General features: G+C 71.5%; 14 protein-coding genes and 1 pseudogene. 7 read left to right on the top strand and 8 right to left on the bottom strand.

Annotation, left to right across the window (positions count from 1 at the left end; translation table 11 throughout):
• Positions 1-59 precede the first annotated feature (59 nt).
• A complete protein-coding gene (locus AB0J55_RS41195; RefSeq protein ID WP_364261955.1) occupies positions 60-452 on the top strand; it encodes a hypothetical protein in 393 nt (130 codons plus the stop codon).
• A 46-nt stretch (positions 453-498) separates the two neighbouring features.
• On the opposite strand, the gene AB0J55_RS41190 is transcribed toward AB0J55_RS41195, so the two are convergent.
• The 3 genes from AB0J55_RS41190 to ppgK all read right to left on the bottom strand — a co-directional run bounded on the left by AB0J55_RS41190 (position 499) and on the right by ppgK (position 3,864).
• Positions 499-1,359 carry an LLM class flavin-dependent oxidoreductase gene (locus AB0J55_RS41190; RefSeq protein ID WP_364261952.1) on the bottom strand — a complete coding sequence of 287 codons (861 nt, stop codon included), beginning with the start codon at positions 1,357-1,359 and terminating at the stop codon, positions 499-501.
• A gap of 99 nt (positions 1,360-1,458) precedes the next feature.
• A complete protein-coding gene (locus tag AB0J55_RS41185) occupies positions 1,459-2,859 on the bottom strand; it encodes an RNA polymerase sigma factor (protein WP_364261949.1) in 1,401 nt (466 codons plus the stop codon).
• Positions 2,860-3,099: 240 nt separating this feature from the next.
• Positions 3,100-3,864 carry a polyphosphate--glucose phosphotransferase gene (gene ppgK / locus AB0J55_RS41180; RefSeq protein WP_364262124.1) on the bottom strand — a complete coding sequence of 255 codons (765 nt, stop codon included), beginning with the start codon at positions 3,862-3,864 and terminating at the stop codon, positions 3,100-3,102.
• Between the two features lie 67 nt (positions 3,865-3,931).
• Here ppgK and AB0J55_RS41175 point away from each other — a divergent pair, with 67 nt between their 5' ends.
• On the top strand, positions 3,932-4,750 hold the full coding sequence (locus AB0J55_RS41175; protein WP_364261946.1) for an inositol monophosphatase family protein: 819 nt from the start codon (positions 3,932-3,934) through the stop codon (positions 4,748-4,750).
• 375 nt (positions 4,751-5,125) lie between these two features.
• Here AB0J55_RS41175 and cei read toward each other — a convergent pair whose 3' ends face one another.
• A complete protein-coding gene (gene cei, locus AB0J55_RS41170; protein WP_364261940.1) occupies positions 5,126-5,809 on the bottom strand; it encodes an envelope integrity protein Cei in 684 nt (227 codons plus the stop codon).
• Positions 5,810-6,327: 518 nt separating this feature from the next.
• Between cei and AB0J55_RS41165 the strand changes: the two genes are divergently transcribed.
• Positions 6,328-6,636 carry a DUF4193 domain-containing protein gene (locus AB0J55_RS41165; protein ID WP_013224476.1) on the top strand — a complete coding sequence of 103 codons (309 nt, stop codon included), beginning with the start codon at positions 6,328-6,330 and terminating at the stop codon, positions 6,634-6,636.
• A gap of 136 nt (positions 6,637-6,772) precedes the next feature.
• Here AB0J55_RS41165 and AB0J55_RS41160 read toward each other — a convergent pair whose 3' ends face one another.
• Complete coding sequence (locus AB0J55_RS41160) at positions 6,773-7,255, bottom strand: DUF3093 domain-containing protein (RefSeq protein WP_364261937.1); 483 nt, start codon at positions 7,253-7,255, stop codon at positions 6,773-6,775.
• Positions 7,256-7,279: 24 nt separating this feature from the next.
• Here AB0J55_RS41160 and dut point away from each other — a divergent pair, with 24 nt between their 5' ends.
• Both dut and AB0J55_RS41150 read left to right on the top strand, forming a co-directional pair.
• Positions 7,280-7,783 carry a dUTP diphosphatase gene (dut, locus tag AB0J55_RS41155; RefSeq protein ID WP_364261934.1) on the top strand — a complete coding sequence of 168 codons (504 nt, stop codon included), beginning with the start codon at positions 7,280-7,282 and terminating at the stop codon, positions 7,781-7,783.
• Positions 7,783-8,451 (top strand): DUF3710 domain-containing protein, encoded by a 669-nt coding sequence (locus tag AB0J55_RS41150; RefSeq protein ID WP_364261931.1) that lies wholly within the window; start codon positions 7,783-7,785, stop codon positions 8,449-8,451. Before dut ends, AB0J55_RS41150 begins: the two co-directional genes overlap by 1 nt.
• A gap of 49 nt (positions 8,452-8,500) precedes the next feature.
• On the opposite strand, the gene AB0J55_RS41145 is transcribed toward AB0J55_RS41150, so the two are convergent.
• Positions 8,501-9,184, bottom strand: coding sequence for an alpha/beta hydrolase (locus tag AB0J55_RS41145; RefSeq protein ID WP_364262121.1), 684 nt, complete (start codon positions 9,182-9,184; stop codon positions 8,501-8,503).
• Between the two features lie 137 nt (positions 9,185-9,321).
• Here AB0J55_RS41145 and AB0J55_RS41140 point away from each other — a divergent pair, with 137 nt between their 5' ends.
• Both AB0J55_RS41140 and AB0J55_RS41135 read left to right on the top strand, forming a co-directional pair.
• Positions 9,322-9,702: an OB-fold nucleic acid binding domain-containing protein gene (locus AB0J55_RS41140; RefSeq protein WP_003074944.1), complete on the top strand. Its 381-nt coding sequence runs from the start codon at positions 9,322-9,324 to the stop codon at positions 9,700-9,702.
• A 9-nt stretch (positions 9,703-9,711) separates the two neighbouring features.
• On the top strand, positions 9,712-10,437 hold the full coding sequence (locus AB0J55_RS41135) for a DUF3159 domain-containing protein (protein ID WP_364261927.1): 726 nt from the start codon (positions 9,712-9,714) through the stop codon (positions 10,435-10,437).
• 160 nt (positions 10,438-10,597) lie between these two features.
• On the opposite strand, the gene AB0J55_RS41130 is transcribed toward AB0J55_RS41135, so the two are convergent.
• Together AB0J55_RS41130 and AB0J55_RS41125 are read right to left on the bottom strand one after the other, a co-directional pair.
• Entirely contained in the window at positions 10,598-11,254 is a 657-nt protein-coding gene (locus AB0J55_RS41130; RefSeq protein ID WP_003067924.1) for a TrkA family potassium uptake protein, read from the bottom strand.
• Positions 11,251-11,925: pseudogene (locus AB0J55_RS41125) on the bottom strand (TrkA family potassium uptake protein); the annotation flags it as partial. The pseudogene AB0J55_RS41125 and the gene AB0J55_RS41130, both read right to left, overlap by 4 nt.
• Positions 11,926-11,940 lie beyond the last annotated feature (15 nt).

Here is an 11,940-nt window from a genome sequence, read left to right as displayed (position 1 = left end):
CCCTTCAATCACGCGAAAAGCCCTCCGCGGGGCGGGGGTGGCGGGCTTACCATCGGGGGATGGACGGCTCCGGTGGCGTCCTCGCGAACCTGATCCTCTTCATCGTGGTCTGCCTCGCGCCCACGGTGCTGTTCTGGTGCGCGCTGCGCGTCCCGAAGCTGGTCGCCTGGATCCGGTCGAGGCGGGCGGAGCCGCAGCCGGACGGCCCGCCGATCGAACGCGTCGCCGCGGACCTGCGGCGGGTGCACCGGTTGCTGGCCGGCTACCCGTCGGGGACGCCGGCCGCGCGCCGGATCGGCACCCGGCAGGCGTACGACGAACTCCTCACCGTGGCCTGCCGCCAGGTCGGCGTCCCGCACCGGCTGGGGGAGCTGCCCGAGGGGATGGACCGGGAGATCGAACGCCTGCGCGTCGAGCAGTCGCTGCGGGAGCGCGGGCTGGCCGTGCCCTGACCCGTCGCGCGGCGAGCTTCCCCCGGCCATCCTTTGTGGACGGTGCTTACCGGCCGGGCGTGACGATGTCCGCGAGGCGGGCGATGTCGTCGAGCTCGTCGGTGGCGGGGTTGAAGATCAGCTCGTCCGCACCGAGGTCACCGAAGGCCTTGACCGCGTCCCGCACGGCTTCCGGGGTGGTGCGCACGCCGGAAGCGATGAAGTCGGCCGCGTCGCCCATGTTGCTGTAGTAGTCGCGCACCTTCTCGCGGCCGGTATCGGGCGCACCGAGGGCGAAGTAGGCGATGGCGACCAGCCGCGGCTCGCCCGCGCGCCCGGCGTCCCGCCACGCGGCGCGAGCCTGGTCGAACGCCCCGGCGACCATTTCCGGCGGCACCGAACCGCCGACGTACCCCGTGCCCCACTTCGCCATCCGGGCGAGGGCCTTCGGGGCGAACCCGCCGAACAGCAGGGGAACCTCGCGGGTGCCCGGTGGTACCGCGGGGTTGTCGCCGCCGCCGACCGGCTTGCCGGTCCACACGTCGCGGTAGACCTCGAGGTCGGCGTCGATCCGCTTGCCGAGCCCCTTCGGGCCGAGCCCGTCGGCGACGAAGTCGTCCTCGCGCCCGCCGATCCCGATGCCGAGGGTGAGCCGGCCGCCGGAGACCCCGTCGATGCCGGCGATCTCCTTCGCCAGCAGCACGGGCGGCCACACGGTGCCGAGGAGGACGTTGCTGATCAGCCCGATGCGGCTGGTGGCGCCGGCCGCGGCGGCGAGCGCGACGGTGTCCATCACGCCGGGGTAGGCGATCCGGCCGACCGTGCCGAGGGTGGAGAACCCGGCTTCCTCGGCTTTCGCGGCCCAGGCGGGGATGACGTCCGGACGCATGTCGCGGACCTGGTTCGGCAGTCCGATGCCGATCTTCATGAAGGCTCCTGGAAGAAAGGGGTGATCTTCTTCCAAGATCCACGGAACGGGAAAACCCCGCCACCAAGGTGACGGGGTTTTCCCTTTCGTGCCAAGAAATCAGTCCAAGTAGTCCCGCAGCACCTGGGACCGCGACGGGTGGCGCAGCTTCGACATCGTCTTCGACTCGATCTGCCGGATGCGCTCGCGGGTCACCCCGTACACCTGGCCGATCTCGTCGAGCGTGCGCGGCTGGCCGTCCGTCAGGCCGAAGCGCAGCCGGACCACGCCCGCCTCGCGCTCGGACAGCGTCTGCAGCACCGACTGCAACTGGTCCTGCAGCAGCGTGAACGACACTGCGTCGACCGCGACGACCGCTTCGGAGTCCTCGATGAAGTCGCCGAGCTGCGAGTCGCCCTCGTCGCCGATGGTCTGGTCCAGCGAGATCGGCTCGCGCGCGTACTGCTGGATCTCCAGGACCTTCTCCGGGGAGATGTCCATTTCCTTCGCGAGCTCTTCCGGGGTCGGCTCGCGGCCGAGGTCCTGGAGCAGTTCGCGCTGGATGCGGCCCAGCTTGTTGATGACCTCGACCATGTGCACCGGGATGCGGATGGTGCGCGCCTGGTCGGCCATCGCGCGGGTGATCGCCTGGCGGATCCACCACGTGGCGTACGTCGAGAACTTGTAGCCCTTGGTGTAGTCGAACTTCTCCACCGCGCGGATCAGGCCGAGGTTGCCCTCCTGGATCAGGTCCAGGAACGCCATGCCGCGGCCGGTGTAGCGCTTGGCCAGCGAGACCACGAGCCGGAGGTTCGCCTCGAGCAGGTGGTTCTTGGCGCGCTCGCCGTCACGCACGATCCACTTGAGATCGCGGCGCATCTGGGTGACGAGCTTCTCGCCCTCCTCCTCGGCGGTGCGCACGCGCTCGGCGGCGTAGAGCCCGGCCTCGATCCGCTTGGCCAGCTCCACCTCCTCCTCGGCGTTCAGCAGCGCGACCTTGCCGATCTGCTTGAGGTAGGCACGCACGGAGTCGGCGGACGCGGTGAGCTCGGCGTCCTTGCGCGCCTGGCGCAGCGCCTCGGACTCCTCCTCGTCCCAGACGAAGTCCGGGTTGTCGGAGCCCTTCGCCGCCTTGTCGGCCGCGGCGCCGCGGCGACGCTGCGCCGGGGTCTCCTCGTCCGACTCCTCGTCGTCATCGTCGTCGTCGGCCGAGTCGGTGTCCGGCTCGTCGTTGACCGTCTCGTCGACGACGTCGACCTCGACCTCTTCCAGGTCCGACAGGTCGGGCGCACCGAGGTCGTCGTCCTCGAGCTCGCCGGGACCGTCCGGCTCGCCGTCCTCGGTCTTCGGGCCCTTGGTCGCGGCCTTCTTCGCCGGTGCCTTCTTGGCCGGCGCCTTCTTGGCGGTGGTGGTCTTGCGCGCCGCTGGCTTCGCCGTCCCGGTGGCTGCCTCTTCGGCCGGCTCGCCGGCTGCGGTCGCTGTCTTCGTCCCGCCTCGGGTTGCGGTTCTTGCGGCTGCCACTTACGCCCTTTCGCAGCGGTCGATCATGACGAGCAACGGCCGGGGGGCCACTGCTGCCTCACATTCGGGGATCACGCCTCGGCCTGCGGTTTTGCCCTCCGCAGCCGTGGGCCGTGTTCCATTGTAACGACGGTACGCGCATGCGGTGCGAAGCGATCACCCTCCGGCCGGTTCCGGTGCCCGATCGCCCGTCGCGATCGGTGCCGGAACGACTCCCGGCGGTACCGGATCGACCCCGGATCAGTGCTGGATGCCCTCGGCCGCGGCGGCCGCGGCACCCACGATCCCGGCGTTGTTCTGCAGCGTCGCGACCAGCACCGGAGTGCGGATGTCCAGCAGCGGCACCCATTTCTCGGCCTTCTTGCTGACGCCGCCGCCGACGATGAACAGGTCGGGCCAGATCAGGTTCTCCAGCACGGTCAGGTAACGGTGCACGCGCTTGGCCCATTCGGGGTAGGAAAGCCCCTCGTTGTCCTTCACCGAAGCGGCCGCGCGCTTCTCGGCGTCGTGGCCGTCGATCTCCAGGTGGCCGAATTCGGTGTTCGGGACGAGCTTGCCGTCCTGGAACACGGCGCTGCCGATGCCGGTGCCGAAGGTGAGCAGCGCGGTCACGCCCTTGCGCGCGACCGGGTCGCCGAAGCGGATCTCCGCCATGCCCGCCGCGTCGGCGTCGTTGAGCATCGCGATCTGGTCGACGCTGCGGCCGAGCCGCTTGGCGAACAGCGCGTCGGCGTCCGTGCCGATCCACTGCTTGTCGATGTTGGCCGCGGTGTGCGCCACGCCCTTCTTGACGACCGCGGGCAGCGTCACGCCGACCGGGCCGTCCCAGCCCGCCTGCGTGACGATGTCGTGCACGACGTCCGCCACCGCCGACGGGGTGGACGGCTTCGGCGTCTCGATCCGGATCCGGTCGCCGATGAGCCGGCCCATTTCCAGGTCGACCAAGGCGCCCTTGATCCCGCTGCCGCCGATGTCGATGCCGAAACCTCGGCGGGTCGCCTCCACCACGGACGTGGTCCCTTCTCGCACGATTCAGAAGCCTGCCTCGGAGACTTTAACCGGATGTGGTGACATGTCGGACGTGGGAGTTGACGAGTCGTTGCTGAAAAGCGTCGCGGTGCAGGTCGCGACGGAGGCCGCCACCCTGGTCCGCGAGGCGTGGGAGGGCATGGCTGCCGGCCGTTCGGTGGCCGTGGGGACCAAGTCCGGGGCGACCGACGTGGTGACCGCGGTGGACCACGAGTCGGAGGAGCTGGTGCGCTCGCGGCTGGCTTCGCTGCGGCCGGGGGAGCCGGTGCTGGGCGAGGAAGGCGGTGGTGCGGCGGGCGATGGCGTGACGTGGGTGGTCGACCCGATCGACGGGACGGTCAACTTCCTCTACGGCCTGCCGTGGTTCGCGGTGTCGGTGGCGGCCCAGGTCGGCGGGGTGTCGGTGGCCGGCGCGGTGGTCGAGCCGGCGAGCGGCCGCGTGTGGTCGGCGGCCCGCGGCCAGGGCGCGTACCTGGACGGCCGGCGGCTTGCCGTGTCTTCGCCTTCGGCTCTCGAGGTGACGTTGGTCGGAACCGGTTTCGCGTATTCGCCGGAGCGCCGGACGCGCCAGTCGCGCTTCGCGGCCTCGCTGCTCGGGCAGGTGCGGGACATCCGGCGCAACGGGGCGGCGTCGCTGGACCTGTGCGCGGTGGCGGCGGGCTGGCTCGACGCGTACGTGGAGCACGGGCTCAACCGCTGGGACTGGGCGGCGGGAGCGCTGATCGCGGCCGAGGCGGGTGCGGAGGTGTCCCTGCCGGGGTCGGCCCCGGAGCTGGGCGCGGACGCGACCTACGCGGCGGCGCCGTCGATCGCGGAGCCGTTGCGGAAGGTGCTGGCCGACTGCGGCGCAGCGGAGGTCTGACCCTGTCCCGCTGACCGGGACGGTCAGTTCGCGTACCCAGCCGGTCGGTTCGCGTCCCCGGACGGTCGGCTTGCGTCCCCGGACGGTCGGCTGGCGTGCCTGGAGGGTCGACTCGCGTGATCAGGAGGTCGACTCGCGTGATCAGGAGGTCGACTCGCGTGATTGCAGGGTCGACTCGCGAGCCGACCGTCCAGGTACGCGAACCGACCCTCTGGGTACGCCAACTGACCCTCCGGGTACGCGAGCCGACCCTTCGGGCGCGTGAATTGACGCTGCCGAGGCGCGGAGCGGCCGAAACTGTCGGTGCCGTCCGGTAGCGTGGAAAACGGGGGGCGCCCCCGCGGGCGCGGGTTGGCGAGCGGGGCGGGAGCGGGGTCAGCACTCCACGTCGCGGGCCGAAGCCAGCAGCGTCTGGTCGACGACCGGCGCCTTGGCGCCCGCGGACTGCTCGTTCGTGCCGCCGCCCTGGTGGGCCTTCGACCAGTCGGCGAGCTGCGTGATGATCTGGCGGGCCTCCGCGCGGGGCCGGATGTCGCCGAACAGCGTGCCCGTCACCAGGTCGACGCTCGCGTCCTTGCGGTTGTCCTGGACCAGCTCGGCGCACGGCACCACCAGGCTGAGCGTCCGGGCCGCCGTGACGCCGTTCTCGCCGAAGCGGATCTGGCCGCGGCACTTGGCCTCGCGGTTCTCGTACGCGGGGTCGTTGGCCGGTTCGGCCGCGCCGGTGAACCCCATCTCGCGCAGGGCCGTCGTGGTGATGCCGCCCTGGCCGCGGCTGCCGGAGGCGTTCAGCACCCGGTAGGCGACCTTGTCCGGCGGGACCGGCGCGCGGTCGTCGAGCGCGTTGTGCGGGAGGGTGCTGAACGTGACACCCGGTGGCGGGCTCGCCGGCGGGTCGCACTTCACGGCGTCGTCGATGTCGCCCTTGCCGACCGCGGCGTTCACCCAGACGATGATCGCGCCGAGGGCGAGCACGCCGATCACGATCAGTGCCGGCAGCGGCTTGTGCTTGCGATACGGCCGCGTCCCACGGTCCCCGATGCCGTTCCCCGACGCCACCTGCCCGTCCCTTCCCGAACACCGAACCCCGGCCGGTGCGGACCCGAGCACCGTCGTGGCCGCTCAGCCTAGGCGCTGCGGCCGGCGCGCGTCGTCCAGGGTCACCCGGCCGGTTCCCCGTGCTCTGCCTGCGGTACCGGGCCGCGCCCGGCACCGATCCCCGTCCGGCGATCGCACCACGGCGGGGGCGGCGGGGGCAAGCGGACACCGGCCGCGCGTGAAGTTCTCCACCCGGGCGCAACCCGAACGGACGACAACGCGTCTTACCTGCGGGTTCCCCCTGTCGGGTGACGATTCCCCGGCAATGTCTGACTCGTTGCAGAACCCGGACAGCGGTGAGCTACCCTTCGCGGGCTCCGGCCGCAGGAAGAGGCCCGAAAAGAAGAGACCTCGGTCACTTCGGCCGTCGGGCACAAACAGGGGCCCTGGAACGTTGACCAGCGGCACGGCGGATCCACGGGCGCACCCGGGGGTCCGGGAAAACGACTACACAAGCTGATCGCAGGGGTGAGGGACACATGGCTACCGACTACGACGCTCCGCGCCGCAGCGAAGCCGACGAGCTGGCCGAAGACTCGTTGGAGGAGCTCAAGGCCCGGCGGAACGAGAACCAGTCCGGCGTCGTCGACGTCGACGAGGACGCGACCGCCGAGAACTTCGAGCTGCCGGGTGCCGACCTCTCCGGGCTTTCCGGTGAGGACATGACCGTGAAGGTGGTGCCGAAGCAGGCGGACGAGTTCACCTGCTCCGTGTGCTTCCTGGTGCACCACCGCAGCCGGCTGGCCGAGGACAACGGCGGACGCCTGATCTGCCGCGACTGCGCCTGAGAAACGCAGAGGGGTTCTCGGACACAGGGGACGAACAGACGCGACGAAGAGCCTCGAGGGAGACCGGGGAGGCTCGGAGCGCGCTGGGGACAAGGGGGCCGGCCGGCAGGCCGGCCCCCTTCCCATGTCCGCCGGGTCAGGCGCCTTTCAGCAGCTCGGCGACCTTTTCCGGGTGCCGGGTGCTGAACAGCCAGTACGGCGTCGGGTCGTTCGCGTCGGTCAGGTGCACCTTCACGACCGGACCGACCCAGCCGCGGTGCAGCACGTAGGCCGCCGGGTCGCCGTCGCGCCCGAGGGCCTTGCGCTTGGCGTCCTTGTCGAAGATTTCCACCTCGCCCGCGTAGCGCAGCGGCAGGTGGGCGTCGCCGACCCACAGTTCCGGCTCGTCACCGTCGGTGATCCGGACCTTCGACCGGCCCAGCGACAGCAGCAGGGCCACGACGACCGGCAGCGCGATCACGTACGGCAGCCACGCCCGGATGCCCGGGTACCCGAGGTCGATCTCGGCCGCGAGCAGGACCGCCCCCAGCACCGGCAGCGGCCAGCCCCACCACGGGACGTACAGCCGTTCGGAGTGCCGGACCGCGGTGTTCGCGGCCGTCTTCGCTGATTCACCCACGGGTAGAGAGTAATCTCGCCGCCCGTGTCCAGCGTTCAGGTACTCCTCTCCCGGCTCGACCCGGATGTCCCGCTGCCCGCCTACGCCCGGCCGGGCGACGCGGGGGCCGATCTCGTCACCACCTCGGATATCGTCCTGGCGCCCGGGGAACGCGGCGTCGTCGGCACCGGCGTCGCGATCGCGCTCCCGGCCGGGTACGCGGGGTTCGTCCACCCGCGGTCGGGCCTGGCCGCCCGGGTCGGCCTCTCCGTGGTGAACACCCCGGGCACCATCGACGCCGGCTACCGCGGGGAGATCAGGATCTGCCTGATCAACCACGACCCGGTGCACCCGGTGGAGCTGACGCGCGGCGACCGCATCGCCCAGCTGGTCGTGCAGCGGGTCGAGCACGCGCAGTTCGTCGAGGTCGACCGGCTCGACACGACCGAGCGGGGCGACGGAGGCTACGGCTCCACGGGTGGACACGCCACACTGGGAGCACCGGCGCTCGCCGCGAGCGCCGCCACGGGGGAAGGAACGGAGAAGTAGTGGGGATTTTCGGACGCAAGCGGCGGACCGAGGGCGGGTCCGCCGGACGGCACGCCGCGCCCGAGGCCGACGACACGATCGAGGGCGAGGCGTACGAGGACGAGGACGGGCCGGAGCTGTCGGACGTCTCCGACGGCCCGTTCGACGTCGCCGACTTCGAGGACGACGGCATCCCGCGGATCGACCTCGGCTCGGTGAAGGTGCCGGTGCCCGACGGTTCCCAGGTCCAGGTCGAGATGGACCCGGAGACCGGGGGCGTGCGGGCCGTGCACGTCGTCACCGAGCAGGGCCAGATCACGGTCAGCGCGTACGCGGCGCCGCGCTCGGGCGGGCTGTGGCGCGAGGTCAGCTCCGAGCTGGCCGACCAGCTGCGGGCCGACGGCGCCAAGGTCACCATCGGCCGCGGCGCGTGGGGCCTGGAGATCTCGGCCATCATCGGCGACGTCGCCCTGCGCTTCGTCGGCATCGACCGGCCGCGCTGGATGCTGCGCGGCGTCATCGCCGGCCCGCAGTCGGAGGCGGCCGCGGCCGTCGAGGTGCTGCGCGAGATCGTGCGGCGCACGATCGTCGACCGCGGCGACGCGCCCATGCCGGTCCGGACCCCGCTGACCATCACGCTGCCCGAGGCGGTCGCCGAGCACATCGCGGCCCAGCAGCAGCAAGGCTGAGTGCCCGTGGAGGCCGCATCGAGGGACGCTGAACCCCTCGATGCGGCCTTCACGGCTTTTCCAGCGCCCGGAGGAAGGCCAGGACGGTCGCCCGGCCGAGGGATTCGCGGTCGGCGCCGAGCGCGGTGAGCGTCGTCTCGCCGAGGGCCGCCCGGGGGAGTGCGCCCGCCCACTCCGCTGCGACTTTCGTCGGGTGGATCGGGTCGTCGGTGCACGTGCCGATCCCGGCGGGGACGTTCAGGTCCGCGAGCTCGGCGAGGGTGGGCGACGGCCGGCCCGCGGCGACACGCAGGCCGTCTGCCAGCCCGTCGCCGTGGCGGCGCCACGCCCGGTCGAGTTCGGCCCGCAGCCAGTCCGGGCTGCCGGTGGTCTGGGCCAGGGCCGCGTCGACGCCGGAACCGGCCACCAGGTCCGCCGTCAGCGTCGCGGCCTGCGATGCGGGTGCCAGGCCCGGGAGGCCGTTCCAGGCCGGGAGCGCGGCCAGCAGGCCCCCGCAACGGTGTGAATTGCGGACGGACCACTCCGCGGCGAGGTGAGCGCCGAACGAAATGCCGCCTACGAGCAGTTCGCCGTGTTCGTCCGCCAGCCGGTCGAGGGTGGCCAGGTAGCCGTCGGCGAGGGCCGCGCCCGGCGGCGGCGGTGGCGCGATGAGCGGGACACCGAGGGCGCGCAGCGGCCCGGCGAAGACGGCCCGGACGAACACCTCGTCCGAGCCGGTGCCCGGCAGCAGCACCGCGGCGGGAACTCTGATTGCGGACGTCACGTTGCGATCTTTGCGCAAAGGCGTTTCCCTGGCGGGGACCGCAGTACGCTGGAATCGCACGGGCCGCAAGCAGTTTTGTCGCCGGGCCCCGGAGCACAGGAGCACCTATGTCCGCCAAAGACGGCGGCTACTTCAGCCGGCTGGTACGCAAGCTGACCAGCGACGTCGAGGATCTCGACGCCGACGAGATGTCGATGAGGTCGGGCGCCGAGGGGGCGCAGCGGGCCTGCGACTGCCGCTCGGGCGAAGAGGTCACCGTGATGGGCCGGCTGCGCAGCGTCGAGCTGTGCCCGACCAACGAGGCCGCCACGCTGGAGGCCGAGCTGTTCGACGGAACACAGGGCGTGACGCTAATCTGGCTCGGCCGCCGCCGGATCCCGGGCATCGAGCCTGGCCGGACGATCAAGGTGCGCGGCCGGATGGCCGAGCGTGACGGCCAGAAGGTGCTGTACAACCCCTATTACGAGCTCCAGAGCCCAGTGAGTTGATCACCCATCGTGACTGAACCCGCCCCGAGCGAGAAGAAGACCGACGACGCGGAAGAACCGCAGCCGACCCTGCTCGAGCAGATGGGCGGCGTGTCCGGCCTGATCTACTCGTCGGTGCCGGTGATCGTCTTCGTGCTGGCGAACTCGTTCTTCGGCCTGACCGCGGCCATCTGGACGTCGATCGGCAGCGCGGTGGCCATCGCGGTGCTGCGGCTGGTCCGCAAGGAGCCCCTGCAGCCGGCGATCTCGGGCTTCTTCGGCGTCGCGATCGCGGCGTTCATCGCCTACCGGACGGGGTCGGCGAAGGGCTTCTTCCTGTTCGGCATCTACGCGAGCCTGATCTACTGCGGCATCTTCGTGCTGTCGGTGGTGGTGCGCTGGCCGATCGCGGGCGTGGTCTGGAACATGCTCAACGGAACCGGCCAGGCGTGGCGGCGCGACAAGCCGTCCCGCTACGGCTACGACATCGCGACGCTGGCGATGGCGCTGATCTTCGCGGCGAGGTTCGTGGTGCAGCGGTGGCTGTACCAGGAGGACTACACGGGCTGGCTGGCCTTCGCGAAGATCGCGATGGGGTACCCGCTGTACGCGCTGGGCCTGCTGGTGGTGGTGTGGGCGGTGCGGCGGTCGGACAAGCGGCTGAAGGCTCTCGCCGAAGCCGAGCCGGCCCCGGAGACGGACGCGCAGGTCGAGGCCCGGCTGCGGGAGAAGTACGCCCAGGCCCCCGACGCCTGACAACCCGCGCGCGTGGGGGGACCCCCGGTCTTTACGCTACCGGCAGCCACCGACAGTTTCGGCCGCCGCGACACCCCACCGGGGCGTCGGCACCCCCGCAGGCAAGCCCGGACCACGAAAAAGGCCCCCAGCGAATCCGCTGGGGGCCTTTCCCACGTCCTCAGTAACCCAACGCCGTCCGGATCTCCGGCTCCACATCCGCAGTCGCCACGAACAGCAGCTCGTCCCCCGGTTCCAGCGGGTCCTCCGGCTGCGGCACGATCACCCGATCGCCCCGCAGGATCGTCACCAGCGCCGCATCCCGCGGGAGCGTCAGCTCGCTCACCGGCTTCCCGGCCAGCGGCGTCTCCGCCGGCAGCGTCAGCTCGACCAGGTTCGCGTTGCTCTGCCGGAACGTCATCAGCCGGACCAGGTCGCCGACGCTCACCGCCTCCTCGACCATCGCCGCCAGCATCCGCGGGGTCGAGACCGCCACGTCCACGCCCCAGGCGTCGGTGAACAGCCACTCGTTCGCCGGGTTGTTCACCCGGGCCACCACGCGCCGGACCGCGAACTCCGTCTTCGCCAGGAGCGAGACCACCAGGTTCGCCTTGTCGTCGCCCGTCGCCGCGATCACCACGTCGCACTGCTCGATGCCGGACTCCTCCAGGATCGACACCTCGCACGCGTCGCCCAGCACCCAGTCGGCCTGCTCGACCGCGTGCGGCTCGAACTGGTCGGCTTCGCGCTCGATCAGCATCACCTGGTGCCTGCCGTCGATCAGCTCGGCGGCGATGGAACGGCCGACCGCTCCGGCGCCCGCAATCGCGACCCTCATGCCTCGTCCTCCGGTTCCCGGTGGGCCACACTGGTGACGTCGGTGACGGTGCCGGACCGCGCGGCCACCCACACGACGTCGTCGGCCTGCAGCACGGTCTTCGTGTCCGGCAGCACGCCGGTGCCGAAACGCATGATGAACGCCACCCGCGCGCCGGTCGCCTGCTGCAGGGACTGCACCGAGTGCCCGACCCAGCCCTCGTGCAGCGGCAGCTGCAGCAGCGCCACGTTGCCCGACGGGTCCCGCCACGCCGACGCCACGCCGTCCGGCAGCAGCGTCCGCAGGAACCGGTCGGTCGTCCACGGCACGGTCGCCACCGTCGGGATGCCCAGCCGCTCGTACACGGCCGCGCGCTTGTGGTCGTAGATCCGCGCCACCACGTGCTCGATGCCGAAGTTCTCGCGGGCGACCCTGGCCGAAATGATGTTCGAGTTGTCGCCGCTGGACACCGCCGCGAACGCACCCGCCCGCTCGATGCCCGCCTCGATCAGCACCCGCCGGTCGAAGCCGACGCCGACGACCTGCTGGCCGTGGAAGTCGCTCCCGAGCCGGCGGAACGCCTGCTGGTTCTTGTCGATGACGGCCACCTCGTGGCCGAGCCGCTCCAGCGCAGCGGCCAGGGACGCGCCGACCCGGCCGCATCCCATGATCACCACGTGCACGCCCTGCCTCCTCCTCGGCGGTTA

It is taken from the genome of Amycolatopsis sp. NPDC049688, assembly GCF_040674975.1.
GTDB lineage: Bacteria > Actinomycetota > Actinomycetes > Mycobacteriales > Pseudonocardiaceae > Amycolatopsis.
The sequence above is the reverse complement of the archived record's forward strand: the minus strand, read 5'-3'. Positions and strand labels throughout refer to the sequence as shown.

Excerpts from the sequence above, each read along its gene's own strand:
- AB0J55_RS41190 (WP_364261952.1), bottom strand. The coding sequence starts at position 1,359 with ATGAAGATCGGCATCGGACTGCCGAACCAGGTCCGCGACATGCGTCCG.
- AB0J55_RS41130 (WP_003067924.1), bottom strand. The coding sequence starts at position 11,254 with ATGAGGGTCGCGATTGCGGGCGCCGGAGCGGTCGGCCGTTCCATCGCC.
- AB0J55_RS41175 (WP_364261946.1), top strand. The coding sequence starts at position 3,932 with ATGTCGGACGTGGGAGTTGACGAGTCGTTGCTGAAAAGCGTCGCGGTG.
- AB0J55_RS41165 (WP_013224476.1), top strand. The coding sequence starts at position 6,328 with ATGGCTACCGACTACGACGCTCCGCGCCGCAGCGAAGCCGACGAGCTG.
- AB0J55_RS41195 (WP_364261955.1), top strand. The coding sequence starts at position 60 with ATGGACGGCTCCGGTGGCGTCCTCGCGAACCTGATCCTCTTCATCGTG.
- AB0J55_RS41140 (WP_003074944.1), top strand. The coding sequence starts at position 9,322 with ATGTCCGCCAAAGACGGCGGCTACTTCAGCCGGCTGGTACGCAAGCTG.